Source organism: Streptomyces sp. NBC_01635 (assembly GCF_045209715.1).
GTDB classification, from domain to species: domain Bacteria; phylum Actinomycetota; class Actinomycetes; order Streptomycetales; family Streptomycetaceae; genus Streptomyces; species Streptomyces hirsutus.
Map to the genome: position 1 here is coordinate 5,189,242 of NZ_CP109277.1, position 24,256 is coordinate 5,213,497.

Here is a 24,256-nt window from a genome sequence, read left to right on the forward strand (position 1 = left end):
GTCCCATCGTGCCACCGGGCAGTGGTGCCAGGGACGTACGGCCCTGCTTCAGGGCCGTACGGGACGACGCGCACGCATGCTGGTCACGACCGGTCCCGGTCGGTGCGGAGGGCCGGGCGGACGCAGCCGGACCCGGTCGAGGCGAGCGCGTCGGCGCCCTCGTCCAGGGCCACCACCCGGTCCGCCTCCTCGCCCCGCGCGGTCACCGCGATGATCGCGGCGTCCGACCGGGCCCGCAGCCTCCGGCACACCTCGACACCGTCGAGGTCGGGCAGCCCCAGGTCGAGCAGGACGACGTCGGGGAACGCGGCGGCCAGGGCCGCCCGGCCGGTGCGGACGCCCTCGACCGCGTACCCGGCCTGCCGCGGACCGCGCACCAGGGACTCCACGATGCCGCGGTCGCCCTCCACGACCAGCACCCGGGTGTCCTCCGACGGGCCTGTGGCCTGCCCGCTCCTGTGCGGTCCCTGCCTCCCGGACGAGGGCGCCGGCTTGTCCTGCTTTCCAGCTTGCGACGCCACCGGTCGGGCGGGCAGGGGCCGTTCGTCCCCGGGCGGCGCTGCCCGGAGCATGCCCTGGGCGATACCGCGACCGGCCGGGCGGTTCGTGGTCCGCCCGGCCGGTCGCGCCGCGGTCCCCCCGGTGCCGAGGGGTCAGCTCATCCGGTCGAGTGCCTTCTGGAAGGCGGCTGCGTGCCGGGCCTCGTCCGCGGCGGTGTCGCGGAAGAAGCGGGCGGCGGCGCTGTCACCGACGGCGGTGGCCCGTTCGGCGAACCCCGGGTACACGGTCGTCGCCTCGTCGCGCTCACCGGTGACGGCCATGCGCAGGTTCTCCCTGGTGTCGCGCACCAGACCGGCCAGCACCGCCTCGCCGGCGAAGTGCTCCCGCAGTTCCACCTCGGCCGTGCCCTCCCACAGTCGGGCCAGCGCGGCGTTGCCGGTCTGCCGGGCGTGGGCGGCGAAGAGCATGTACTTGGCGTGGGCGAGCCCCTCACCGTGCATGGCGGTGTCCAGATTGGCCTTGGTGCGGGCGGCCTTCACCTTCGGCATCCCGGCGGGCACCGACACCATGTCGGCCTTCGGCGGCGCCGGGATGGTGCCGCCGCCGGTGGTCACGACCGCGAGGGCCGTGCGGAAGGCGTCGCGGTGGCGGCCCTCGTCCGCGGCGATCTCGCCGAAGAGCTTCGCGGCCTCGGGGTCCCCGTCCTGCCGGGCCTCCTCGGCGAAGCGGCGGTACATGACCTCGTGCTCGTAGGTCTCGCCCTCGATGGCCTGGCGCAAGTTGGCGGCGTTGCCGCCGACCATGCCGAGGAGGGGGGCCGCCTCGTGCAGGTGCTCGTGCAGCTCGGTCTGCGCCGTGGAGCGGAAGAGCTTGCCGACGGCGGGCAGGTCCTGGCGGTCGGCCTCGGCGGCGAAGAGGCCGTAGACGGCGTGGGCGTACGCCTCACCCTTCATCGCGGTGGCCAGGTCGGCGAGGGTCTGCGCGTGCAGGGCCCGGGCGGCGGTGTGCGGCGCCGGGGGCGCCCCGCCGGCCGGGGCGACAAGGGCCAGGGCCGGCACTGCCTGTGAGGCCGCGGTCAGGGCGCACAGACCCACTACGAGCGTGCGTATCGAGTGGCGGGACACGATCTCCTCCTATGGGTTTCCGGGGTGGCTGGCCTGCCTCATACGACCCGCTCTCTCACCGGGCTGCCCTCCTGGAATAACCCCTTCGGGTGACTTACGGAGCGTGGCCGGGATTCGGCGCAGGCATGCCTTGCGGGCGTGGTAAGGCGGCGCCCGAAAGAACCCCGGAGCAGGTCCTTCCCCACCGGGCCTCCGTCGCGGTGCCGCCGTCGAGGCCCTCCACAGGGGCCATTCGGGTGGCGGGTCGGGCACACCATCGCGGGGGGCGGGGGCCTCCCTGTCGTATGTCCGCCGCAGTTCCTTCGGTCGGGCGTGCGCCAAGTGCCTTCAAAGGCATCGCGATGCCCGGGAAGAACCTCGTGTCACCGGGCCCGTCCGGGTACTCGGCCGGATATCACGGAACCGTCCGGTCGCCCGCACCAGCCGAGGAGCACACGTGTCCTACGACCGCACCGTCCGTCTCGGCACCGACTTCGCCACCGCGGTCACCCAGGTTCGCCAGGCCCTGGCCGACCAGGGCTTCGGCGTCCTGACCGAGATCGACGTCACCGCCACCCTCAAGGCCAAGCTGGGCCATGACATGGAGGACTACCTGATCCTCGGTGCCTGCAACCCGCCCCTCGCCCACCAGGCGCTGGAGGCCGACCGCTCCGTCGGCCTCCTGCTGCCGTGCAACGTCGTCGTCCGCCGCGACGGCGGCACCACCCTCGTCCAGGCCCTCGACCCCGCCACCATGGTCACCCTCACCGGCCTGCCCGCCCTCGAACCCGTCGCCGAGGAGGCCCGGCGCCGCCTGGACGCCGCCCTCGCCGCCCTGCCGGCCACCGCCTGACCCGCCCGCCCCGCCGTCGGCGGCTCCTTTCTCCGTTCTGCGGAGGCAGGCCGGCCCCAGCGGTCGAGTCCTCACTCCTCCATCCGGAAACGGAGTCCTTTCGGACGTCCTCTTCCCGGCGTTCGCCGAGCCGGACGGGCGGGGCGCTGCGTGCGCGGCGGGCGAGGCAGTGGTGTGCGGCGGGCGCCGGCGCCCCGGCCACCGCCGTTGTCGTCGGCGCGCCCACCGACGTGGTGCCCAACCCCGCTGTTCGGCCGGCCGATCCCCGTGCGGTGGTGGAACCGTCCTGCCCTGGCCCTCACCTCCGTCCTGGCCGGCATCGTGCTGAGCACGGATGTCCGCCGGCCGGACGTGCCCTTGAGGACGGGGCGTCCGAGCCGGACACCGCGGCCGCTCTCCGGGAGCACGCGCGAAGACGCACGGAGGGCGGGACCCGGTCCGCACCGGGTCCCGCCCTCCGCGTGTGTCCTTGTGCGTCAGCGGTTGCGCAGGGCGGCCAGTGTGTCGTCGAGGTCCGCGGCGCGGGGCCGGTTGTAGGGCAGCTTGGCCAGCACGGCGGCCATGCCGCAGGTGTTGGTGACGGCGGAGAAGACCAGGCCGGCGGCGATGCCCGCGGACAGGAGCTGGAAGGCGGGGTGGAACAGCAGGCCGAGGAGCAGTCCGAGGAGGACGACGGTTCCGGCGGTGAGGCGGACCTGCCGCTCCATGCCCCAGGTGGCGCGGGACGTGCCCTTCGGGCGGTGCAGGTCATGGCCCTCGGCGGCCCAGGCGCCGGTTCCGCCGCTGAGGGTGGCGGTGGTGACGCCGTTCTCCGCGAGGATCCGGCAGGCGTTCCCGGAACGGGCGCCGGAGGCGCAGACGACCAGGACGTCGCCGCGTTCGGAGGCGCGGCGGATGTCCGGCAGGGCGTGCTGGATCCGGTCGAGGGGGATGTTGAGCGCGCCCGGGAGGTGGCCGCCCGCGTACTCACCCGGGGTGCGTACGTCGATGACGGTCAGCTCGTGCAGGCGGCTGCGTGCCTCGTCGGTTCCGAGAGCGATGGGCGTAGTCATGGCAGATGTCATCCTTGTGCGTCTACGGTGCCCCGTCCGGGGAGTGTGTTACCCCCAGGGGTATTTCATGAGGAGTGATGATGGATCTTGATCTGGCAGGCGCCGAACTGAAGTCGGTCCTGAACCGGCTGCGCCGGGCACAGGGCCAGATCGCCGGAGTGATCCGGATGATCGAGGAGGGCCGGGACTGCGAGGAGGTGGTCACCCAGCTGGCCGCCGCGTCGCGCGCGTTGGACCGGGCCGGCTTCGCCATCATCGCGACCGGACTGCAGCAGTGCCTGACCGGGACGGAGGACGGCCTCCGCTCTGGAGAGGACCGCGAGGAGATGCGGAGCCGTTTGGAGAAACTGTTCCTGTCCCTGGCCTGATCCCGTGGCGGCCTTCATGCCCGGACGATCACGTCGGCGAGCATGAAGGCCGCCACCGCCAGCAGGACGAACGCGAAGGTCCGTTGCAGTGTTCTCCCGGTGAACCTCGCGGCCAGTCGCTTGCCGTCCCAGGCCCCCAGGACCGCGGTGCCGACGAACGGCCCGATCAGTTCCCAGCGCAGGTCCGCGCCGGTCCCCGCCCGGGCCGCCAGCGCGGCCAGCGCGTTCACGACGATGACGAGCAGGCTGGTTCCCACCGCCCGCCGCATCCGCAGGCCGAGCACACTCACCAGGGTGGGAACGGCAAGGAATCCACCGCCCACGCCGAGGAACCCGGTGACGGCACCGAGCCCGGCCCCCGCTCCGGCCGCTCTGACGGGCCGGATCCCCTCCGGCGGCAGGGCTTTGGAGGGCTTCAGCATCCGCAGCGCCGCGAGGGCGGCGATGACGGCGAACGCCGTGGTGAGCGCCGCCTCGGGCAGGTGCCCTGCCGCCGCCCCGGCGAGGAACGCCGGAACGATGCCGGCCGCCGCGAACAGCGCCCCCGTCCTCCAGGCGACGTTTCCGTCGCGGGTGTGGGCCGCGACGGCGGTGATCGAGGTGGCTATGACGATGATCAGGGCGGCGGTGGTGGCCGCGGCGGGGGTGAAGCCGAGCAGGTAGATCAGGGCGGGGACGGCGAGGATGCTGCCCCCGCCGCCGAGAGCGCCGAGCGCCAGGCCGATGACGGCTCCGGAGACGAGGGCGAGGATCAGTGCACTCACGTGATCGATCCGCTGTTCCCGCGCTCGTCGACGACCGGGTGTCCGGCGGCGGCCCACGCGTTCATGCCGCCCTTCACGTCCCCAGCGTCCGCGCCGCGTGCGGCCAGGAGCTCCGCCGCCTGCCGGGAGCGGTGCCCGCTGCGGCACACCACCACCAGCGGCCGGCGCCGCGCGGCCGGCGGCAGTGCGGCGCCCGCGACCAGGCCGGTCAGCGAGGCGTGCACCGCGCCGGGCGCATGACCGGCCTCCCACTCGGACTTCTCCCGCACGTCCAGCAGGACGGCCTCGGGCGACTCCCCGGTGGTGAGGGCACGCGCCTCGTCGACGGACAGGCGCTGCTCCCCCTTACGGAACAGGAACACGGTCCTCTCCTCGGCTTTCTCGTGGTGGATCGGGTCGGGGTCAGGAAGCGGCGACGGTCAAGCCGGCGTCGGCTGCGGCGTCGAAGCCGTCGTCGACGGCGACGACGTCCCGGCCGGCCGCGTCCAGCAGGGAGGCGGCGATCCCGGCGCGCATGCCGCCGGCGCAGTGCACCCAGACCGTGCCGTCGGGCACTTCGCCGAGGCGCTGGTGCAGCTGGTGGATCGGGATGTGCACCGACCCCTCGATCCAGCCGGCCGCGCGCTCGGAGCCACGGCGCACGTCCAGCACGACGATCCGGTCCGCGTCCTGCCCGGCGAGTCCGGCGAGTCCGGCGAAGGTCGAGCGAGGGAACGACGCCGGGCGCTCACCCTCGCGCAGCCACCGGTCCGGTCCTCCGGTCGCGGCGGCGGCCGGGCGGTCGATGCCGACCCGGACCAGCTCCCGCTGCGCGTCGGCGATCTGCTCGGGGGACTCGGCGAGCAGGGTGACGGGCTTGCCCCACGGGATCATCCAGGCCAGGTAGGTCGCGAGCTTGCCGTCCACCTCGAAGTTGAACGAGCCCGCCACATGCCCCTCGGCGAACGCGATCCGGTTGCGCAGGTCCACGACCCACTCGCCGGCCGCGAGCCGCGCGGCGATCTCGTCGGGGGCGGCGACCGCGGGCGGAGTCAGGTCCACCGGCGCACCCCCCGCGGCGTTGGCCGGACCCATGTGGGTGTAGTAGGCGGGCACGTCCTCCAAGCCGGCCAGCAGGTCGGCGACGAAGGTGTCCACGTCCACGCTGAGAGCCGCGTTGGACTCCTTCTCCTTGCCGATCGTCGTGCTGTCGCCGTCCGCCTGCGCCGAGGAGCAGAAGCTGCCGAACCCGTGCGTGGGAAGCACCGCGGTCTCGTCCGGCAGGCCCTCGGCGAGACGGCGGGCCGAGGCGTGCTGGGCGCGGGCCAGCTCCTCGGTCAGCCGCGGCTCGACCAGGTCCGGGCGGCCCACCGTGCCGATCAGCAGGGAGCCGCCGGTGAACGCGGCCACCGGCCGGCCGTCCTCGTTCAGCACGTAGGCGGTGTGGTGCGGCGTGTGCCCGGGGGTCGCGACCGCCGTCAGGGTCAGGTCCGTGTCGACGCGGGCGGTGTCGCCGTCCGCGACCGGGGTCCGGGCGAAGGAGACCCGGGCGCCGGCCGGGACCAGATAGGCGGCGCCGGTGATGCGCGCCAGCTCCAGTCCGCCGGTGACGTAGTCGTTGTGGACGTGGGTCTCCACCACGGTGGAGATCCGCACACCGCGTCGGGCGGCCGCCGCCAGAACGGTGTCGATGTCGCGCGGCGGGTCCACCGCGACCGCCGTCCGCTCGCCGCCGGCCAGGTAACTGCGGTTGCCGAGGCCCTCCAGCTCGATGGTGTCAACGAAGAACACGCGGGTACTCCTTTCGCACGAAAATTACCCCCGGGGGTATGCCGTTCACCTTAACAGCATTACCCCCGGGGGTATATTCCGGGGAGTGTCGTTCGTCGCGTCCGGCAGCCGCTCCGCAGGTACGCAAGCGCCCAGGCGTGCAGGCGCGCCGGTGCCGCGATCGACGGGGGCGGGGTGGGGCGCCGTGCCGCTCGGGTGCACGTGCGGCCGGGGGTGCTCGAGGAGGCGGCTGCCCGTTCCGGCTCTCTTGACAGGCCGTCAGGCCGTCCCGCCGCAGTGCGTCGCGCGCCCCGTCGAGGTGTTCGGCTTAGCCGCCGTCGAGGGCATCGACTTCAGGGGCGGCTGGATACGGCACCGTCAGGTACGGCTCGTCGGCGCGGAGCCCGTGTCCGTCCTGCCTGAGGGCGGCAGGGTCCGGTCAGTTCCTCCGCCGGACCGACCGGCCGCCGCCCTCGAGGCACTCGTGAAGGAGTTCCCGCCGGCCGAGATCACGCCGGCCCGAGCCCGACGGTGAGCCGAAGGCCTTCCGCCCGCTCTTCGTCGACGAGAAGGGCCGGGCCTGCGGCCACGGCGTCTTCGACGAGGGCGCCCGGGAGTCCGCCCCGGCCGCCGCCGGTGTGATCCCTCCGCGTGAACGCGGGGCGAGGCGCCTCCAGTCGGCGCCGGACGACGGTGTCCACACCCTCCGGCCGCCGGCGCCGCCGCGTTTCTGGACGCGGGGGAGGGTGCCGAGGCGCTCTTCGGGCGCCTCGGCCACTCGGGCCCGGGCTTCACGCCGCGGCCCCGTACGCACCTGCTGCCGTCCAGCGGGACCCGGACCCGCAAGGTGATCGACGAAGCCGCCGAAGACCCTCCGGCACCCTGGGCGCACCAGTGACCCCGGAGAAACCGATGTGCCCTCAATGAGCCCTGGCGGCCTGACGGCCCCTCTCCGGCACTGAAAAGGGCGAGGCCCGAAGACCCCGCCCGCTCTCAGCGAAACCCCGGCTCAGGGCCACACCAGGCAGTACGGCTGGTGCCCCGCCTCGTGCAGCCGGTGCGCGAAGTCCTGCCACTCGTGGAGCGATTGGCGGAGCCGGGGCGCTGACCTGGGGTTTCTTGGCGTCATATGTGTTGACCTGCGGAAATGGCTCTTGGTAGTTCTCACTGTTCGGCGGCATTTCCCAGGCTCATGTGCCCTGGATGTGCCCTCGCGGACACATGGCTGCCGAGTGCTTGCGACAGGGGCGGCTCACCAGAGGGCGCCCTGCTCGCCGGTCGGTGCGGACTTGGGACGGCTCGGTGTCATGGTCACCTGCGTCTTGGTGTTGATGGCGTGTGGCTCCGTTGCCACGATGCCTTCATCGCGCAGTTGACGTACTGCCTTGATCACTTCTGCCGGTCGGTAGACGGTCTCCAGAAGGGTGTACCTCTTGAGTTCCGGCACTGTCCGCCCTGTGGGCGACTCGGCTATGAAGTCTCGCAGGATCCTTCGCAAGGGAGCTGTGTTCGGCTCGAATTCGAGCTCAAGCATCTGCTGTTGCGTGTCCTTGGGGTCGCGGTAGCGGACGCCGTGTGAAGGGTCGACCTTCCACATGGCGTCCTTCATCTTCTCCAGCCCCTTTTCGTGCTGGGTGCCGAAGATCAGGTAGAGCTTCCTGCTGCCCTCGTCGACCATCTCGAAGTACAACGTGTGGGAGAAGCCGGCCTCGCGTAGGGTCCTCCGGTACTGCTCGCGCAGGAACGTGAACTTCTGCGCGGGGGGCTGCTCGAAGACGGCGCGCCAGTCCTGGGAGCCGAACGCTTCGTCACCGCGTTGGCGGTGGCCGTTGTCACTCTTGGCGAACCGGGTGAGAAAGGTGGGCCCGAAGGTCACCATCACTTCGGTGCTGCGCCAGAGCCCCAGCTCATGCAGTAGCGAGTACGGGATGTCCGGTCCGCCGAAGCTGTCCAGGAGGACGAAGAGGGGCTGCCCTAACGCGCCTACGATCCTCAGCTTTTGCAAGAGGGCAGGGTGGAAGTCGGCGTGCTGTATGTCTACTTGCAGCCGCTTGGCGATGTCGTCCGTGTGCTTCGCGCGGACGAGTGCCATCTGGCGCTTCAGTTCCTCGGCGCGCCGGGGATCCTCTTCCGTGAGGATCAAGCGCATGCGCTTCGGCATTCTTTCAAGAGCCTCAGCGAAGACGTCGTAAGCGATCACCGGAGAACCGGGTTCGCCTTCCTGGTAGACGCCCGCTCCCGCGAAGCCCTCGGCGTACGTGATCACATCGTTCCGAGACAGCAGGATCGGCGCCCATGCCTCCAGGTACTGCTTGAGTAAGTCGTGTTTGGCTGCCGTGTGAGGATCGCGTTCCCACACGGCGTTCTTCGGCACGGCCATGACGGCTCCCCCCGCTCCAAACGGCCCGCTGGGAAGAGGGTCACACACCGTTGCCGTATGCCACCAGAGCGCGTACGGCGTCTGTTGAAGATTGGCCGTTACTACGCTGTCACCGCCAGCCGAGGAGGCATCTCGTCCCACGTTGCCCCGGCAAGTTCGCGGCCTCCTGCTTTAGGCGAGCGGCCGCCCCATTGCTTGAAGAAGAAGGGCACGCCGGCCTCGCTGCAGGCGTCGCGGATGTCGACCAGCCACTGCTCTTGCACGGGCCGATGTTGGGGCCCGGACTCCCCGCCTGCGATGACCCAGCCGATGCCGTCCAACCGCAAACCGGTCAAGGGGCCGAGGAGCGGCTCGCAGGATAGGAAGCGCACCGCGGATGGGACCAGCCGCAGGTCGTCGACGCGATCCAGGTGTTCCTCGTTCTCGACGGAGACTCCCATCCATAGGTTGGGGGGCCAGTCGAGCTCGCTGGCCACTCGCCGAAGCCTGCGGGCCCGCTTGGTCAAAAGCTGGTAGGTGTGTTGTGGCGTCTCAGCGATCACCTGGAAGACCTGCCGTACGAAGTCCAGAGGCACCTTGGCATGGAACAGATCGCTCATGGAGTTGACGAAGACCATGCGAGGGGCCTTCCAGTGACGCGGGATGTCCAGTGCGTTCGGGTGCAGGGAAAGACCAAAACCCGGACCGGAAGTCCTGGGATCACCGTCCACCTGGTACTTCGCAACGCCCATGGCCTTCAGGCGTCTTGATAAGACCAGGGCATAGCAGTTGTCGCACCCGGAGGAGACGCGGTCGCATCCCGTGGTGGGATTCCAGGTCGCCTCGGTCCACTCGATCGTGCTGCGATCGCCCATCGGTCCCCTCCCGTCGCGGGTGGACAAGGACCATCAGCGCTTGCCCGTGCCCACTCGCGCTTCGACTGCGCTGTCTAACGAGCGACGTGCCGAACTGACACGCGATCGATCACCCCTATCCTTCATGTCGAACGCATGTTCTGTGAAGGGGGTGTTGGGCTCGAACCTAAGTCGCTCAGTGCAGGGTGAGGGCCGGGGCGGCTCCGCGCTGCGGGCCGCCTCGAGGCCCGCACCTCAGGCCACGGCAGCGGCCGAAGCCAATTCCTCGCTGCCGTCGACGAGTGCAGCGAGATGCCGCTCTACGTCCAGGGCAGCCGCACAACCGCTCGCAGCGGCGGTGATGGCCTGGCGGTAGGTGTGGTCGACGACGTCGCCGGCAGCGAAGACGCCGGGGATGTTCGTACGGGTGGAGGGCGAGGCGACCTTGATGTAGCCGTTGTCGTCCAGGTCCAGCCGACCCTTGAACAGCTCCGTGCGCGGATCGTGGCCGATTGCGATGAACAGGCCGGTCGCGTCCAGGTCGCGGGTGGCGCCGGTGACGACGTCGCGTAGGACGAGCCCGGCCAGCGTGCCGTTGCTCTCCTTGATCTCCGCGATCTCGGTGTCGAAGGCGAAGGAGATCTTGTCGTCGGCGAAGGCGCGGTTCTGCATGACCTGCGAGGCACGCAGCGTGGAGCGTCGGTGGACGACGGTCACCGAACGGGCGAAGCGGGTGAGGAAGGTGGCTTCCTCCATGGCGGTGTCGCCGCCGCCGACCACCACGATGTCGCGGTCGCGGAAGAAGAAGCCGTCGCAGGTGGCGCACCAGGACACGCCCCGACCGGACAGCTCGTCCTCCCTGGGGAGGCCGAGCTTGCGGTAACCGGACCCGGTTGCCACGATCACTGTCTTCGCATGGTGCAGGGTGCCCGCGGTGTCGGTGACCGACTTGATGTCCCCGGTGAGGTCCGCCTCGACGATGTCGTCGTCGATCATCTCCGCGCCGAACTTCTCGGCCTGCGCACGCATGTTCGCCATCAGGTCCGGACCGTCGATGCCCTCGGGAAAGCCGGGGAAGTTCTCGACCTCGGTCGTCGTGGTGAGCGCGCCTCCGACGAAGATGGCGCCGCCGAAGACGAGCGGCTTGAGCTCGGCCCGGGCCGTGTAGAGAGCAGCGGTGTATCCGGCGGGGCCGGAGCCGATGACGATGACCTCGCGCACGTCGTCGGCTTGGGTCACGGAGTTCACGCCTCCTGCTTGGCGTCGATCTCGGCGATGAGCGCCTCAATGCGGGTCTTGATTTCGTCGCGGATGGGGCGGACGGCTTCGACGCCCTTGCCGGCCGGGTCTTCCAGGGCCCAGTCGAGGTACTTCTTGCCGGGGAAGATGGGGCAGGCGTCGCCGCAGCCCATGGTGATGACGTAGTCGGATGCCTGGACGGCCTCGGTGGTGAGGATCTTCGGCTTGGCGTCGGCGATGTCGATGCCGACTTCCTCCATCGCCTCGACGGCGGCGGGATTGACCTGGTCGCCGGGGATGGAGCCGGCGGAGCGGACCTCGATCCGGTCGCCTGCAAGGTGGTTGAGGAATCCGGCGGCCATCTGCGAGCGGCCGGCGTTGTGGACGCAGACGAACAGCACGGAGGCGAGCGGAGCGGTGGACATGCGTTCTTCCTTCACGAAGTGGTGGCAGGTGGTGCAGGGAGGTTCAGGTGCTCGGCAGACCGGCGAGCAGGTCGGTGACGCGGGTGTCGATGTCGTCGCGGATCTGGCGGACGACTTCGATCGGTACGCCGTCGGGGTCGGCCACGGGCCAGTCCAGGTAGCGGCGGCCGGGCACGATCGGGCAGGCGTCCCCGCAGCCCATGGTGATGACGATGTCGGCGGCCCGCACGACCTCGTCGGTCAGCGGCTTGGGGAACGCCCCGGCCTGATCGGTGCCGGCCTCGCTGAGGGCCTGCGCAATGTAGGGCCCGATCTCGGGCCCGGGGTGGGTGCCCGCGGAGGAGACGGTGACCCTGCCTGCCGCCCGGTGCTCCAGGAGCGCGGCGGCGAGCTGGGAGCGACCGGCGTTATGGCTGCACACGAACAGCACCCGCGGCAGCCCGGAACCCGGCACGCCCTGGACGTGGGCGAGGGCGCCGAGGCGTTCGGCGGTCAGGCGCTCGGCGAGCACGACCAGGTGCGTGCTGACCGAGGCGGTCTCGGCCAGGCGTCGATAGGAGTCGGTGAGCAGAACCTGCACGGTCTCGGCCGAGAAACGGCCGGCGTGCCGAGCGGTGAGGCGGGCAGCGCCGGCGGCCAGGCGCTCGTCGGGCAGGGCGGGGGAGGGAGCGGCGGACATGGGAGACCCCTTCGACGGGCCTATAGGTCAGCACCGGCTGGTATCAGTACCGGGTGATGTGAGAGTATCAGCCCATGATGACGTCAGTCGACACTGACCTGATCCGGGTTCTGGCCGACCCGCTCAGGCTTCAAATCGTGACCCTGCTGGCCAAAGAGACGCTGTGCACCTCCCACCTGGTGGAGGAGACCGGCGCGCGGCAGACCAACCTCTCCAACCACTTGAGGGTGCTGCGGGAGGCCGGGGTGGTGGAGACGGAGCCGTGCGGCCGGTTCACGTACTACAAGCTGCGCCCGGACGTCATCGCCCAGCTTGCCGGGCAGTTCACCGACCTGGCCGAGTCCGCCCGTACCGCCGCCGAGAACAAGAGGGCCTGTCCGTGACCCGCACCGAAGCACCCGCGACCACCGGCGTGGAAACGTCGATCGCCGCGAAGATGTCGACCCTCGACCGCTTCCTCGCGGTATGGATCCTGCTCGCCATGGCCCTCGGCCTCGGCCTGGGCCGCGCCATTCCGGGACTGAACGACGCCCTGGCGAAGGTCGAGATCGGCGGCATCTCGCTGCCGATCGCCGTCGGCCTGCTGATCATGATGTACCCGGTCCTGGCCAAGGTCCGCTACGACAAGCTGGACGCCGTCACCGGCGACCGCAAGCTGATGATCTCCTCACTGGTCGTCAACTGGCTCGTCGGTCCGGCGGTGATGTTCGCGCTGGCCTGGATCTTCCTGCCGGACCTGCCGGAGTACCGCACCGGTCTGATCATCGTCGGCCTGGCCCGCTGCATCGCCATGGTCATCATCTGGAACGACCTCGCCTGCGGCGACCGGGAGGCGGCAGCCGTCCTGGTCGCCCTCAACAGCGTCTTCCAGGTCCTGGCCTTCGGCCTGCTGGGCTGGTTCTACCTCGACCTCCTGCCCGGTTGGCTGGGTCTCGGTGACGGCGAGAACCTCGACATCTCCATGTGGCAGATCGCCCTGAACGTCGTCGTCTTCCTCGGCGTCCCGTTGCTGGCCGGGTTCCTCACCCGCCGCATCGGCGAGAAGAGGATGGGCCGCGAGAGCTACGAGCAGAAGTTTCTGCCGAAGATCGGCCCCTGGGGGCTGTACGGCCTGCTCTTCACGATCGTCATCCTCTTCGCCCTGCAGGGGAGGACCATCACCTCGCAGCCGCTGGACGTCGCCCGCATCGCGCTGCCGCTGCTGGTGTACTTCACCGTCATGTGGCTGGGCACGTTCGCCCTCGGCAAGGCGATCGGCCTCGCCTACGACCGGACCACCACCCTTGCCTTCACTGCGGCGGGCAACAACTTCGAACTGGCCATCGCGGTCGCCATCGCCACCTTCGGCGTCACCTCCGGCCAGGCCCTGTCCGGCGTGGTCGGCCCGCTGATCGAGGTGCCGATCCTGGTCGGCCTGATCTACGTGTCCCTGGCCTGGCGCAAGAAGTTCGCCCCGTCCGCACTGACCACCGACGGAGGACGCCTCTGATGCATCGCCCCGTAACACGGGCATGCGACGTGGTGGTGATCGGCGGCGGCCAAGCCGGGCTCGCCGCCGGCTACCACCTGCGCCGCCAGGGCATCGACTTCACCATCCTCGACGCCGATCCCGCGCCGGGCGGGTCCTGGCAGCACATGTGGGACTCGCTGCACCTGTTCTCCCCGGCCGACCATTCCTCCCTACCCGGGCGGCTCATGCCCACCCGGCTCGGCGAGACCTACCCGGATGCCGGGCACGTGGTGGACTCCCTCACCGACTACGAGAAGCGCTACGACCTGCCCGTCCAGCACGACACCCGCGTGGACGCCGTACGCCGCGACGGCGACCGGCTCCTGGTCGAGGCCGACTCCAACACCTGGCGGGCCCGGGCGGTGGTCAGCGCGACCGGTACCTGGTCGCGGCCTTTCGTTCCCGCCGTCCCCGGCCGCGGCCTCTTCACCGGGCGGCAGTTGCACACGGTGAACTACCGCCGTCAGGCCGACTTCGCCGGACAACACGTCGTCGTGGTCGGCGGCGGGAACTCCGGCGCTCAGATCGCCGCCGACCTCGCCCTGGCAGGCGACGTGACGGTGACGTGGGCGACCCAGCGCCCGCCCCGGTTCCTGGCCGACGACATCGACGGCCGCGTCCTGTTCGACGTCGCCACTGCTCGCCGCCGTGCCCTCGACGAAGGCCGCAGCGACACCGGCGGGGTCGCCTCACTCGGCGACATCGTCGTCGTGCCGCCCGTCCGCGCCGCCCGCGACGCCGGACTCCTTCACGCGAAGCCGATGTTTATCCGGCTCACCGCCACTGGCATCCAGGGGGCCGACGGCAGCCGGTCGGACGCGGACGCGATCATCTGGTGCACCGGCTTCCGCCCCGCCCTGGCCCACCTCGCCCCGCTGAACCTACGTGGCCCGCACGGGCACATCGCGACCCACGGCACGCGCGCCCTCGGCGAGTCGCGACTGCATCTGCTCGGTTACGGCGACTGGACCGGGTCGGCCTCCGCCACCCTCATCGGCGTCGGCAGGCCGGCCCGGGACGCGGCCCGCGAGATCGCCGAGCTGCTGTGAGCGCTGGTGATGGCAAGTGGAGGCGGCGGGCCGTCCCCGGCCGCCCGGCGTCGAGCGGCCGGGGACTTCCGGCCGTGCGATGAGCCCGCCGCCGTCTGCTCGATCATCGAGGACACCTGAGCTCCACCACCTCGCCGGTGCCAGCTATGTGATGGCCGGGCTGCGGCGCTCGACGAGAACGACGTCGCGCCACACGCCGTGGTGGTGTCCGATCCGCTCCCGCGTACCGATGATGCGGAAGCCGTGGCGCTGATGCAGGGCGAGGCTGGCAGTGTTCTCGGGGAAGATCCCGGACTGGATGGTCCAGATCCCGGCCTGCTCGGTGGAGTCGATCAGCGCTTTGAGCAGGGCGGAGGCGATGCCGCGGCCGCGGGCGGCGGGGTGGACGTAGACGGAGTGCTCGACCACGCCCGCATACGCGCACCGGTCCGAGACCCTGCTCGCGGCGACCCAGCCCAGCACCGCTCCCTTGCCCTCGTCAAGGGCGGCGAAGCGGTGCTCGGACAACTTCGCGGCGTCGTACGTCTCCCAGTTCGGCGCGTTGGTCTCGAACGTGGCGTTGCCCTCGTCGATGCCTGCCTGGTAGATCGCCAGTACCTGGTCGGCGTGCTCCGCCGCCAACGGTACGACCACCGCACGGGGCGCCCCGCTCACCGCTTTCCCCTCTGTCCGCCCGGTCGTCAGGCCGCAGCCGGCATGGCCAGCAACTTGCCCATCGCGGCGAGCACCGACGGTTCGACCCGGTAGTACACCCAGGTGCCGCGCCGCTCAGAGGTCAGCAGGCCCGCCTCCCTCAGCTTCTTCAGGTGGTGGGACACCGTGGGCTGGGAGACGCCGACATTGGAGATGTCGCACACGCACGCCTCCCCGCCCTCATGGGAGGCGACGGCGGAGAACAGCCGCAGGCGGACTGGGTCACCCAGCGCCTTGAACATCCGCGCGGCCCTCTCAGCCTCCTCGGCGGTCATCGGGCGCTCGGTCAGAGGCGGGCAGCACGGCGCCACACCCTGACCGTTGGCTTCGAGTAGCGGTAGCACCTTCGCATTCGACATACATCTATGTTGACACATGTCGAACCAACGCGAGGTCCGTCACCGGCGCGCGAGGTGGGCGGCCAGGCGCCGGGCAATCCGGTCCGCGTCCCGGCCCACGCCGCGCAGCGAGTTGGACGACAGGCTGCGCTGCCATTCCAGCCCGACGAACGCCAGACCCGGCACTTCAACCGCGAGCCCCTCCCGATGCCGGGGGTCCTCGACGGCGTCCAGAGCGCCGTCGAGGCGGGCGAGGTAGGGCAGGTCGGGGCGGTAGCCGGTGGCGAGCACGATCGCGTCGACCTCCTCCCGCTCCCCGTTCGGCCAGACGAGCTTGGCTCCGTCGACGCCGGTGAACAACGGCCGGCGCTCCGGCCGTCCGGCGGCCAGGGCCGTCCGGTAGCGGCCGTCGTCGAGAACCGGCTGCGCCGGAGGGCGCGGGAGGAGCCGGCCGAGGGGTGCGGTGTCCAGGCCGGTGCGGGTCAGCCAGAAGTGCAGGTCGCGGCCGAGGGTGCGTTGCGTCGCGAACTTCACCGGCCCGCGGGTGGCGAGCGTGACGCGCGCGGCCCCGGCGAGCTCGGCGGCGATCTGCACCGCCGAGTTCCCCGCCCCGACCACCACCACCCGGCGGCCGGTGAACGGGGCCGGGTTGCGGTAGTCGGCGGCGTGCAGCACCTGGCCGGTGAACTCCTCCAGGCCCGGCAGCGCCGGCCGGTGCGGGCGGCCGAACGACCCGGAAGCCGCCACGACGGCCCGCGCGGACAGCCGACCGCCTCCCTCCAGTTCCACCTCGAAGGCGTCGCCGGTGCGGCGGACCGCGCTGACGCGGCAGCCGGTGCGGATCTCGGCGTCCAGGCGGCTGGCGTAGGCGGTGAGGTAGGCGACAACCTCATCGCGGTGTGGATAGTGGTTCCGGTCGGCGCCGGGGAACGGCATCCCCGGCAGAGAGCTGTACCGGGTGGCCGAGAACAGCGTGAGGCTGTCGTAGTAGCGCGGCCACGACCCGACCGCACGGCCGGATGCTTCCAGCACCACCGGCCGCAGCCCTCGGCGCAGCAGGGCGTGGGCGGTCGCCAGTCCGGACTGGCCGCCACCGATCACAGCGACGTCGATGTGCTCCACCAGTAATCTCCCCGGATTCGATGAATGTCTATGTTGACGCTTATCAATACAGGTGTCATGCTGGGCCGCGCAAGCCATCGACAGATGTCGAAACACGCAAGGAGTCGCCGTGAACGCGCCCGCCACCACCGAGCTGCCCGTCGTCGTGATCGGAGCAGGACCCGCCGGTCTGGCCGCCGCCGCCCACCTGACCAGCCGCGGCATCGAACCGCTGGTCCTGGAGGCCGGCACAGCCGCCGCAGCGGCGGTGCGCGACTGGTCGCACGTGCGCCTGTTCTCCACCTGGGGTGAAGTGGTCGACCCCGTAGCCGAGAAGCTGCTGGCTCCCACCGGCTGGATCCGCCCCGACCCGGCCACGTACCCGTCCGGTGGCGACTGGGCGGAGCAGTACCTGCGGCCGCTCGCCGACGTCCTGGGTGGCCGGGTCCGTACCGGTGCCACCGTCACCGGCGTCTCCCGGGCCGGCCGTGATCGGATCGTCGACGCCGACCGCGAGACCCAGCCCTTCGTCGTACACGTCGCCCATGCGGACGGGCGTGAGGAGCGGCTGTTCGCCCGCGCGGTGATCGATGCCTCCGGCACCTGGACCTCCCCGTCTCCGGCCGGCGGCAGCGGCCTGCCCGCCCTCGGCGAGAAGGCGGCCGTCGACCGCATCGCCTACCGCGTCCCCGACCTGAAGGACCCGGCGGCCCGTGCCCGCTACGCGGGCAGGCGCACCGCTGTGATCGGCTCCGGCGCCTCGGCCTTCACCGCGCTGGCCCACCTGGCGACCCTCGCCGAGACCGATGAGGGCGCCGGCACGAAGGCGCTGTGGGTCCTGCGCCGGGGCATCTCCGGCTCCACCTTCGGCGGCGGCGAGGCCGACGAGCTGCCGGCCCGCGGTGCGCTCGGCCTGGCTGCCAAGGCCGCCGTCGAGGCCGGGCACGCCGCCGCGGTCACCGGCTTCCGTACCGAGGCGGTCGAGCGGGACGGCGACGGGCGTCTCATTCTCGTGGCGGAGGACGGTCGGCGGCTCGACGCCGTGGACGAAGTGATCGTGCTGACCGGTTTCCGCCCCGACCTGTCGTTCCTGTCCGAGCTGCGGCTCGGCCTGGACGAGCGGCTCCAGGCCCCGGTGGCACTCGCCCCGCTGATCGACCCCAACCAGCACTCCTGCGGCACCGTCTACCCGCACGGTCACCGCGAGCTGTCCCACCCCGAACAGGGCGTCTACCTCGTCGGTATGAAGTCCTACGGCCGCGCCCCGACCTTCCTGGCCCTGACCGGCTATGAGCAGGTCCGCTCCGTCGCCGCCGCGATCGCCGGAGACCTCGAGGCCGCCGACCGCGTCGAACTCACCCTGCCCGAGACCGGAGTCTGCGGCGGCGCCGGCCTCTTCGACACCCCCGACGACACCCAGCAGGCCGACGGCGGCGGCTGCTGCGCCCCGGCGCCCGAGCCGCAGCTTGTCCAGCTCGGCACGCCTGCGGCAGTAGGCGCGTCTGCCGAGGAGACCCCGGCAGGTGGCTGCTGCGGCTGACCCGAACCCCTGTCCACCCACCCAGGAGGAGGTACGTCATGTCCCGCGTGCAACTCGCCCTCCGCGTCCCCGATCTCCAAGCGGCGATCACCTTCTACAGCAAGCTGTTCGACACCGAGCCCGCCAAACTCCGCGACGGCTACGCCAACTTCGCCATCGCCGAGCCCCCGCTCAAGCTCGTCCTCTTCCAGGGCGAGCCGGGCGAGGAAACCCGCATGGACCACCTCGGCGTCGAGGTCTCCACCACCGACGAGGTCCATGCCGCCACCGGCCGCCTCGCCGACGCGGGCCTTGCCACCCGGGAGGAGAACGACACCACCTGCTGCCACACCCTCCAGGACAAGGTCTGGGTCCAGGGCCCCGGCAGCGAACGCTGGGAGGTGTACGTCGTGAAGGCCGACGCCCCGGCGCCGGCATCACCACCACAGAGCGCCTGCTGCGCCAGTTCCGCGCCGGTGAAGGAGGCCGCCGCAGCCGGTGGCTGCTGCTGACCATCCATGACCGACGCGCTCACCACCTCGGCCGCGACCGGAGCAGGGGACCGGTCGCGGCCCCGCGCCGCCCTACCTGCCCTCTGCCTGACGCAGGTCGTGAGCTGGGGCATCGTCTACTACGCCTTCCCCGTCCTTAACCCAGAGATCACCCAGGCGACCAACTGGTCGGCCGGAGCGACCACGGCGGCGTTTTCGCTCGGCCTCGTCGTCTCCGCGCTCGCCGGAATCCGCGTCGGGCGCATTCTCGACCGGCGTGGCCCGCGCGCCGTCATGACGATCGGCTCGGCCCTCGGCGCCGCCAGCCTGCTGGTGGTCGCCACGGCCCCCAACCTGCCCGTCTTCTTCGTCGGCTGGGCGCTCGCCGGACTTGCGATGGCGGCGACCTTCTACCAGCCCGCCTTCGCCGCCCTCACCCGCTGGTGGGCCCCCGACCACATCCGGGCCCTGACCATCGTCACCCTCGCCGGCGGCCTGGCCTCCACCGTCTTCGCCCCGTTGACCGCCCTGCTCGCCGACCACCTCTCCTGGCGCCACACCTACCTCGTACTGGCCGCCATCCTCGCCACCGTCACCATCCCCGCCCACGCTCTGGCGCTGCGTGCCCCTTGGCCCGAGGCCCCACCCGGAACCGCGCACGCGGCCACCGGCGAGTCCAGAGCCGAGCGCAGCAGGCCGTTCCTCCTGCTCGCAGCCGCCTTCACACTGTCGGCGTTCACGATGTACGCCGTCGTCGTGGCCCTCGTTCCGCTTCTCCTGGAATGCGGTTACACGACCAATCAGGCAGCCTGAGCTCTTGGACTTGGCGGGGCCGGACAAACCCTCGGCCGCACCTTGTACGCCGCACTGGCCCGTCGCATCGCTGTGACGGCCCGCACGACGATCCTGATCGTTCTCGGCGGCCTCACCACCGCCGCGTTCGCTGCCGTGTCGGGCCCATATGCCTTGCTGGCCGCCGTGTCCATCGCGGCCGGCATGGTCCGAGGCAATCTCACCCTGCTGCAGGCCACCGCCGTCACCGACCGCTGGGGCACCACCCACTACGGTCGGCTCTCCGGACTGCTCGCGGCCCCGGCAACCACCGCGGCCGCTATGGCCCCCATCGCCGGAGCAGTGCTCGCCGCGCCACTCGGTGGATACAGCCACGTTTTCGTGCTCCTGGCCATCATCTCCATGACCGCCGCATTCACCGCGGCCTGGACCACTCCTGACGCGGACAACCGGCCCAGGAGCGAGCAGAGGACCCGCCCGGCCCCCGGGTCGTCATGAACGCACCAGGCGGGCGATGGCGTCGCTGGCTACCTTCAGCTTGATGTCGCCGCTGCCACTGCCGTCCGCCACGGCGGTGCGGAGGACGGAGACACCTCTCACAGCTGTCTGACGGGCTGGAGGTGCGCTCGGCACACGACCTGCGCCGGGATCGGTCAGGCCGCGCCGCGTGTGGGCCAGGCCCAGTCGATGATGTGGGCCCGGTCGTCCACGAGCACGTTGTGCGGGGCGAGGTCGGTGTGCAGGAGGGTGTCCCCGGCGAAGAGGGAGGCGGTTCCGGTAGGTACCTCGTACGGGGGCGGGCACGGTGATCTCCTCTGCGTGAAGTCGGCGATCCGGAGGCCCCTGGAGGGGTCCGGCCATCGGCTTCGAGGCTCCCGTCGCGATGGTGGCGTTTCCACGCCGTTGCTACGCCCTCTCCCCGCCGTCCGGACAGCGGAGAAGCGTCGGTCGGACGGCGTGGAGACGCGCTGCGGATAAGCGGAACCTGTGGGTCACGCCCGTTCGTACGACCGGAAGAGCGACCGCGATGCTGAACGACTCAAGCCCGGCAGTCCACAGTCCGCACATGTACTGGGTGGCCCTGGCCGGTCGGCGTGAGCCGCTTGCCCCAGCCCGTGACCAGGTTCGTACAGTGCTGGCCGGCGTCGTGCCCTGCGTGGACGACGCGGTGCTGGTCGTATCCGAGCTGGTGGGCAACGCCGTGCGACACACGACTGCCGGCCCCGACTGTCTGACCATCGAGATCAACGGGGATCAGGTCATCGTCGCGGTCCACGACCCGGAGCACGACGATGGTCGTGTTCACCTGTCGGAGACTGCTGCCGATCCGCTTGCCGAATCCGGCCGTGGGCTGTGGCTGGTACAGACACTGGCACGGCGGTGGTACGTGGAGACCACTGCCGTCGGCAAGGCGGTCGTTGCCGTCCTGCCGCGGAGAAAGTCTGCAGTCAGCCGAGCGGCACGCTCTTGACGATGTCCCACCGATAAGCGCGGTCCTCGCGCCGCAGCTCCACCAACTGCACTTCCTGAACGTGCAAGTCGACCGGTGGAAGATCCCGGAGCGTGGTGACGGCCTCGATGACAGGGGCAGCGGGGCGTGACCGGTTGTTGTAGGCCAGGCTCAGGTGCGGGCGGAACAGCGCGGTCGGCTTGCGGGGAGTCAGTCCCAACCGAGTCATGGACTTGCTGAGGGCCGCATGCAGCGCCAGTACTGGGTCCCATGGCGCAACTGTCAGGCGTACGGCTCCCCGAGAGCCCGCGAGCGGGACGGCCCGCAGGCGGAAGGCCGCCGGGAGAAGCGGCACCGCCGCGCTGATGACGTCATCGAGGCGGCTCAGCGGAAGCGTTGCGTCGGAACCGACGCGCGTGAGCGTGATGTGCAACCCGTCGTCGGGGACCGGATCCAGGCCGAGCGGTGAGAGGTGCTGCTGACAGCGACGGGCGAGGTCGTCCAGCGCTGGGCTGTCGGGGAAGGTGAGCATCCAGTAGTACGCGCGGGTCTGCGCAGCCCAGCCGGGCCGGTCCCAGTGATCGACCATGGTCTCCACGGCGTCGAAGGCCGCCTGGTCATGCGCTGCGATCACCGCTGGGTCGCTCAGGTCGGCCGGCGGGCGAGCAGGGAAGGCGGCGGGATCGGCGTTGAGCGGGATGTGCGGCCAAGGCACCCGGCGAACTCCTTTGTGATCACCCCGCCTCTGCGGACCGAGGCAGGGAGCCCCAGACGCGGAGCTGTTCGCCATACTCGCGTACCGCGGGCAGGTTCCGCCAAGGGGTCGCTCGTTCGTACAGGTCCCGAGAGCGCTGCCGCACCGAGCTAATCGGCAGTGTGGCGGCCAGTGTGATCGCCTGCTGCCCGAGAGACATGGCGTGCTCGACGTCCGGTGCTCCCTGTTGCAGCAAGGCGGTGGCCACGTCCAGGCGGACCAGGGAGCGGCTCCACGCGGAGTCGGACTTCTCGACCAGGCCGTCGAGGTACTCGGCGTCCCGCAGCACATGCTTGGTGTCCTGCAGAGCGACACGGGCGGTCAACGCGTTGGCCAAGGTGCGAGCCCGCCCGTACGGCAAGAACGAGATGCACGAGGTCAGGCCAGGGACCACGTCATACCGGTCGGACAGGGCCAGTGCCTGTCCGATGGCCCGCTCGGCCTGGTTTCGGTCACCGAGCTTGCCCAGTGCGCGGGCCCGGCCGTTGACAAGCAGCCGGATGGCTTGCGGGTGGTTCGGCGCCCGGTCCAGCGCGGCGGCGGCCCGTACGTCGGCCTCGGCGTAGCGGCCCGCGTAGTACGCCGCGAAGGACTGGGTGCCGCCGGCCCATAACTCGGTGTCGAGGTCGCCGATCGCCCGGCTCAGTTCCAGTGCCTCGGCGCAGTACGCCTCGGCCAGTGGGAAAGCGCCGATGTTCACCGCCATGTAGCCGAGCAGTCCGCCGGCCCGTGCGGTGATCCGGAACAGCTCCCTGCGTGCCGCCGGAGGTTGCTGGCCGGCGAGCAGAGTATGGCCCAGGCTGCGCAGGCTCTTCGTCTGTACCCACAGGCCGTGCGGACCGTCCTGCTCGTACCGCTCGGTGATCACATCGACCTGGGAGGCAAGGAAAGCCAGGGTGGCTTCATCAGCATTGCCGCAGGCCAGCTGGCGAGCCCGGGCGACGATCTCTGCCGGATTCTCGTCGTCGGTGATCGGGTGGGCCGGGGGAGGCGGGGGAACAGGCGGCACGTCCGCAGATAGCGGTGCTGAGGCAGCCGGCGGATCCGTCGGAGCCGGGGCGAACAGTTCCCTGGCGGCCCTGCCCAGCAGCTCTTCCAGGATGCGGCAGGTGTCGGGGCGGGGGAGCTGCTTCAGCTCCCCACTCATCCACCGGTCGAACTGCCGCGAAGAGACCACCACCGAGGCCAGGCGTGGATCATCCGCCTGCGTGGCCAAGCGTCGGGCCGCGCGGGAGAACTGCACCTCGAACGCCTTGTACGTCGTGAGGTGACGCTCTCCGAGTAACTGCCTCAGCAGCGTGTTCCGGGGTATGGCGGACCTCCCAACACGTCGGCGGAACCACGGTTCGTCGGCGAACGGCACGCACGCCGACCGACCGGCGCACGGGATGTCTGACGCAAGGATGCCGACGCAAACAGTAACTAGGCAATATGTCTCGCCAAGTTGGCCCGTTCGGGTTGTCTGCGAACGGGTGGATGGACAGACTGCCCCCATGGCACTGAAGAGGAAGCTGGTCCCTCAGTCGGTCTACCGACGCCAGCTCGCCGCGCGGCTGCGCGAGTTACGGGAGGCGGCCGGCCTCACCCTCACCGAGGTCGCGGAACAGATCGAGGTGAACCAGGGCTCCCTCAGCCGGATCGAGACCGGCGAACGCGGCACCACCCCCGTACTGGTCCGGGCTCTCCTGGACTGCTACGCCGTCACCGACACCGACGTGCATGACGACGTCCTCGACCTCGTCCGTGCCGACAAGGAACAGCAGAAGCCCTGGTGGCGGAAGTACTCCACGGTTCTCACCCCCACCCGCTACGACGGCTACCTCGCCCTGGAAGCCGGCGCCACCGCGCTGGCCAACTACCAACCCCTACTCGTTCCGGGACTGCTCCAGACCGAGGACTACGCTCGCGCCGTCATCGCTCAGATGCGTCCCGACCTCACTCCCGACCAGGTAGATGCCCTGGTCAAGGTGCGCATGGAACGTCAGGACAGCCGCTTGTCCGGTGAGCGTCCTGCATACCTGCGGGCAGTCCTGGACGAAGCCGTTCTCCACCGCGTCGTCGGCTCCCCCGCCGTGATGCGCGAGCAGTTCGACCACCTCGTCCAGGCCGGCGAACAGCCGAACGTCACCATCCAGATCCTCCCGTTCTCTCTCGGCGCCCACCCCGGCCTCTACGGCCCCTTTGTCATCCTCACCTTCCCCCAGCCCACGGCCCCGCTGGTCTGGCTGGAGAACCCCAACAATTCCGTGTATCTGGAGTTCGAGAGCGACGTCCAGAACTACATGGGCATCTTTGACCAGCTCCGAGCTTCGGCCCTGAGTCCGGCCGAGACCCGTACCCGCCTCACCCGCATTGCCGAGGAGCTCGAACCGTGAGCACGATCCCGCCCCGCCGACCCCGCGTCGAGGAACTTCACAAGGCACACTGGCGCAAGAGCTCCTACAGCGGAGGCGCCAACGACTGCGTCGAGATCGCCGACCTCGGTGCGTACGCGGCGGTTCGTGATTCCAAGGACCTCGACCTGTCACCTGTGATCATCAGCCGCTCCGCCCTGGATGATTTTCTGGGCCATTACACCGACGGCGGAACTCGCGTCGGCTGAGGCCCTGCCCG

General features: G+C 70.7%; 26 protein-coding genes and 1 pseudogene. 11 read left to right on the forward strand and 16 right to left on the reverse strand.

All coding sequences use genetic code 11. The features are described 5' to 3' along the window. Nucleotides 1–83: 83 nt before the first annotated feature. Together OHB56_RS24210 and OHB56_RS24215 are read right to left on the reverse strand one after the other, a co-directional pair. A complete protein-coding gene (locus OHB56_RS24210; protein WP_326754121.1) occupies nt 84–419 on the reverse strand; it encodes a response regulator in 336 nt (111 codons plus the stop codon). Nucleotides 420–653: 234 nt separating this feature from the next. Next, the gene (locus OHB56_RS24215; protein WP_326754122.1) at nt 654–1,625 is read right to left on the reverse strand and encodes a ferritin family protein; all 972 of its coding nucleotides are present in this window, start codon (nt 1,623–1,625) and stop codon (nt 654–656) included. Between the two features lie 436 nt (nt 1,626–2,061). Between OHB56_RS24215 and OHB56_RS24220 the strand changes: the two genes are divergently transcribed. After that, the gene (locus OHB56_RS24220; RefSeq protein WP_055593735.1) at nt 2,062–2,457 is read left to right on the forward strand and encodes a DUF302 domain-containing protein; all 396 of its coding nucleotides are present in this window, start codon (nt 2,062–2,064) and stop codon (nt 2,455–2,457) included. A 476-nt stretch (nt 2,458–2,933) separates the two neighbouring features. Here the strand turns inward: OHB56_RS24220 and OHB56_RS24225 are convergent, their stop codons facing one another. Then, nucleotides 2,934–3,509: a rhodanese-like domain-containing protein gene (locus tag OHB56_RS24225; RefSeq protein WP_055593736.1), complete on the reverse strand. Its 576-nt coding sequence runs from the start codon at nt 3,507–3,509 to the stop codon at nt 2,934–2,936. An 80-nt stretch (nt 3,510–3,589) separates the two neighbouring features. On the opposite strand from OHB56_RS24225, the gene OHB56_RS24230 reads away from it, so the two are divergent. Then, nucleotides 3,590–3,877 (forward strand): metal-sensitive transcriptional regulator, encoded by a 288-nt coding sequence (locus OHB56_RS24230; RefSeq protein WP_326757116.1) that lies wholly within the window; start codon nt 3,590–3,592, stop codon nt 3,875–3,877. 14 nt (nt 3,878–3,891) lie between these two features. Here OHB56_RS24230 and OHB56_RS24235 read toward each other — a convergent pair whose 3' ends face one another. The 8 genes from OHB56_RS24235 to OHB56_RS24270 form a co-directional block, all read right to left on the reverse strand. Further along, nucleotides 3,892–4,641 (reverse strand): sulfite exporter TauE/SafE family protein, encoded by a 750-nt coding sequence (locus OHB56_RS24235; RefSeq protein ID WP_406355620.1) that lies wholly within the window; start codon nt 4,639–4,641, stop codon nt 3,892–3,894. Continuing rightward, nucleotides 4,638–5,003 carry a rhodanese-like domain-containing protein gene (locus OHB56_RS24240; RefSeq protein WP_326754124.1) on the reverse strand — a complete coding sequence of 122 codons (366 nt, stop codon included), beginning with the start codon at nt 5,001–5,003 and terminating at the stop codon, nt 4,638–4,640. The genes OHB56_RS24235 and OHB56_RS24240 overlap by 4 nt, the downstream gene beginning before the upstream one ends. 40 nt (nt 5,004–5,043) lie before the next feature. After that, nucleotides 5,044–6,411, reverse strand: coding sequence for an MBL fold metallo-hydrolase (locus tag OHB56_RS24245; protein WP_326754125.1), 1,368 nt, complete (start codon nt 6,409–6,411; stop codon nt 5,044–5,046). Between the two features lie 1,231 nt (nt 6,412–7,642). After that, nucleotides 7,643–8,770 carry a three-Cys-motif partner protein TcmP gene (locus tag OHB56_RS24250; protein ID WP_406355623.1) on the reverse strand — a complete coding sequence of 376 codons (1,128 nt, stop codon included), beginning with the start codon at nt 8,768–8,770 and terminating at the stop codon, nt 7,643–7,645. 101 nt (nt 8,771–8,871) lie between these two features. After that, complete coding sequence (locus OHB56_RS24255) at nt 8,872–9,624, reverse strand: DUF5131 family protein (protein WP_055631136.1); 753 nt, start codon at nt 9,622–9,624, stop codon at nt 8,872–8,874. Between the two features lie 234 nt (nt 9,625–9,858). Continuing rightward, nucleotides 9,859–10,842: a thioredoxin-disulfide reductase gene (gene trxB / locus OHB56_RS24260; protein ID WP_326754127.1), complete on the reverse strand. Its 984-nt coding sequence runs from the start codon at nt 10,840–10,842 to the stop codon at nt 9,859–9,861. A 5-nt stretch (nt 10,843–10,847) separates the two neighbouring features. Then, complete coding sequence (locus OHB56_RS24265; RefSeq protein WP_326754128.1) at nt 10,848–11,267, reverse strand: arsenate reductase ArsC; 420 nt, start codon at nt 11,265–11,267, stop codon at nt 10,848–10,850. A 43-nt stretch (nt 11,268–11,310) separates the two neighbouring features. Beyond that, on the reverse strand, nt 11,311–11,946 hold the full coding sequence (locus OHB56_RS24270) for an arsenate reductase ArsC (protein ID WP_326754129.1): 636 nt from the start codon (nt 11,944–11,946) through the stop codon (nt 11,311–11,313). Nucleotides 11,947–12,020: 74 nt separating this feature from the next. On the opposite strand from OHB56_RS24270, the gene OHB56_RS24275 reads away from it, so the two are divergent. From OHB56_RS24275 to OHB56_RS24285, 3 genes are read left to right on the forward strand one after another with little or no spacing between them, the layout of a single operon-like run. Beyond that, entirely contained in the window at nt 12,021–12,329 is a 309-nt protein-coding gene (locus OHB56_RS24275) for a helix-turn-helix transcriptional regulator (RefSeq protein WP_055688525.1), read from the forward strand. Continuing rightward, nucleotides 12,326–13,435, forward strand: coding sequence for an ACR3 family arsenite efflux transporter (gene arsB / locus OHB56_RS24280; RefSeq protein WP_326754130.1), 1,110 nt, complete (start codon nt 12,326–12,328; stop codon nt 13,433–13,435). The genes OHB56_RS24275 and arsB overlap by 4 nt, the downstream gene beginning before the upstream one ends. Then, nucleotides 13,435–14,505, forward strand: a complete 1,071-nt coding sequence (locus OHB56_RS24285; protein ID WP_406355625.1) for an ArsO family NAD(P)H-dependent flavin-containing monooxygenase — start codon at nt 13,435–13,437, stop codon at nt 14,503–14,505. Before arsB ends, OHB56_RS24285 begins: the two co-directional genes overlap by 1 nt. 144 nt (nt 14,506–14,649) lie before the next feature. On the opposite strand, the gene OHB56_RS24290 is transcribed toward OHB56_RS24285, so the two are convergent. Genes OHB56_RS24290 through OHB56_RS24300 form a run of 3 tightly spaced genes read right to left on the reverse strand, consistent with a single transcriptional unit; the run spans nt 14,650 to nt 16,658 of the window. Next, complete coding sequence (locus OHB56_RS24290; protein ID WP_326754132.1) at nt 14,650–15,159, reverse strand: GNAT family N-acetyltransferase; 510 nt, start codon at nt 15,157–15,159, stop codon at nt 14,650–14,652. Nucleotides 15,160–15,185: 26 nt separating this feature from the next. Beyond that, on the reverse strand, nt 15,186–15,557 hold the full coding sequence (locus OHB56_RS24295; protein ID WP_326754133.1) for a metalloregulator ArsR/SmtB family transcription factor: 372 nt from the start codon (nt 15,555–15,557) through the stop codon (nt 15,186–15,188). Between the two features lie 39 nt (nt 15,558–15,596). Beyond that, complete coding sequence (locus OHB56_RS24300) at nt 15,597–16,658, reverse strand: NAD(P)/FAD-dependent oxidoreductase (protein WP_326754134.1); 1,062 nt, start codon at nt 16,656–16,658, stop codon at nt 15,597–15,599. Between the two features lie 109 nt (nt 16,659–16,767). Here OHB56_RS24300 and OHB56_RS24305 point away from each other — a divergent pair, with 109 nt between their 5' ends. The 4 genes and pseudogenes from OHB56_RS24305 to OHB56_RS24320 all read left to right on the forward strand — a co-directional run bounded on the left by OHB56_RS24305 (nt 16,768) and on the right by OHB56_RS24320 (nt 20,910). Next, the gene (locus tag OHB56_RS24305) at nt 16,768–18,177 is read left to right on the forward strand and encodes an NAD(P)-binding domain-containing protein (RefSeq protein WP_326754135.1); all 1,410 of its coding nucleotides are present in this window, start codon (nt 16,768–16,770) and stop codon (nt 18,175–18,177) included. A 38-nt stretch (nt 18,178–18,215) separates the two neighbouring features. After that, a complete protein-coding gene (locus tag OHB56_RS24310; RefSeq protein ID WP_406355628.1) occupies nt 18,216–18,668 on the forward strand; it encodes an ArsI/CadI family heavy metal resistance metalloenzyme in 453 nt (150 codons plus the stop codon). Nucleotides 18,669–18,674: 6 nt separating this feature from the next. Further along, nucleotides 18,675–19,937: pseudogene (locus tag OHB56_RS24315) on the forward strand (MFS transporter). Between the two features lie 568 nt (nt 19,938–20,505). Then, nucleotides 20,506–20,910: an ATP-binding protein gene (locus OHB56_RS24320; protein ID WP_326754137.1), complete on the forward strand. Its 405-nt coding sequence runs from the start codon at nt 20,506–20,508 to the stop codon at nt 20,908–20,910. On the opposite strand, the gene OHB56_RS24325 is transcribed toward OHB56_RS24320, so the two are convergent. Continuing rightward, nucleotides 20,888–21,604: a 2'-5' RNA ligase family protein gene (locus OHB56_RS24325; protein ID WP_406355631.1), complete on the reverse strand. Its 717-nt coding sequence runs from the start codon at nt 21,602–21,604 to the stop codon at nt 20,888–20,890. The two genes, OHB56_RS24320 and OHB56_RS24325, sit on opposite strands and share 23 nt — an antisense overlap. Nucleotides 21,605–21,623: 19 nt before the next feature. Next, the gene (locus tag OHB56_RS24330; RefSeq protein WP_406355632.1) at nt 21,624–22,790 is read right to left on the reverse strand and encodes a hypothetical protein; all 1,167 of its coding nucleotides are present in this window, start codon (nt 22,788–22,790) and stop codon (nt 21,624–21,626) included. A gap of 346 nt (nt 22,791–23,136) precedes the next feature. Between OHB56_RS24330 and OHB56_RS24335 the strand changes: the two genes are divergently transcribed. After that, entirely contained in the window at nt 23,137–24,018 is an 882-nt protein-coding gene (locus tag OHB56_RS24335; RefSeq protein WP_326754141.1) for a helix-turn-helix transcriptional regulator, read from the forward strand. Continuing rightward, nucleotides 24,015–24,245, forward strand: coding sequence for a DUF397 domain-containing protein (locus tag OHB56_RS24340; RefSeq protein ID WP_406355634.1), 231 nt, complete (start codon nt 24,015–24,017; stop codon nt 24,243–24,245). Before OHB56_RS24335 ends, OHB56_RS24340 begins: the two co-directional genes overlap by 4 nt. Nucleotides 24,246–24,256 lie beyond the last annotated feature (11 nt).

Bases quoted from the DNA above. Each gene is read 5' to 3' on its own strand.
- OHB56_RS24295 (WP_326754133.1), bottom strand. From the start codon at position 15,557: ATGTCGAATGCGAAGGTGCTACCGCTACTCGAAGCCAACGGTCAGGGT.
- OHB56_RS24275 (WP_055688525.1), top strand. From the start codon at position 12,021: ATGATGACGTCAGTCGACACTGACCTGATCCGGGTTCTGGCCGACCCG.
- OHB56_RS24230 (WP_326757116.1), top strand. From the start codon at position 3,590: ATGGATCTTGATCTGGCAGGCGCCGAACTGAAGTCGGTCCTGAACCGG.
- OHB56_RS24330 (WP_406355632.1), bottom strand. From the start codon at position 22,790: ATGAGTGGGGAGCTGAAGCAGCTCCCCCGCCCCGACACCTGCCGCATC.
- OHB56_RS24250 (WP_406355623.1), bottom strand. From the start codon at position 8,770: ATGGCCGTGCCGAAGAACGCCGTGTGGGAACGCGATCCTCACACGGCA.
- OHB56_RS24335 (WP_326754141.1), top strand. From the start codon at position 23,137: ATGGCACTGAAGAGGAAGCTGGTCCCTCAGTCGGTCTACCGACGCCAG.
- OHB56_RS24270 (WP_326754129.1), bottom strand. From the start codon at position 11,946: ATGTCCGCCGCTCCCTCCCCCGCCCTGCCCGACGAGCGCCTGGCCGCC.
- OHB56_RS24265 (WP_326754128.1), bottom strand. From the start codon at position 11,267: ATGTCCACCGCTCCGCTCGCCTCCGTGCTGTTCGTCTGCGTCCACAAC.
- OHB56_RS24320 (WP_326754137.1), top strand. From the start codon at position 20,506: ATGTACTGGGTGGCCCTGGCCGGTCGGCGTGAGCCGCTTGCCCCAGCC.
- OHB56_RS24255 (WP_055631136.1), bottom strand. From the start codon at position 9,624: ATGGGCGATCGCAGCACGATCGAGTGGACCGAGGCGACCTGGAATCCC.
- OHB56_RS24285 (WP_406355625.1), top strand. From the start codon at position 13,435: ATGCATCGCCCCGTAACACGGGCATGCGACGTGGTGGTGATCGGCGGC.
- OHB56_RS24225 (WP_055593736.1), bottom strand. From the start codon at position 3,509: ATGACTACGCCCATCGCTCTCGGAACCGACGAGGCACGCAGCCGCCTG.
- OHB56_RS24310 (WP_406355628.1), top strand. From the start codon at position 18,216: ATGTCCCGCGTGCAACTCGCCCTCCGCGTCCCCGATCTCCAAGCGGCG.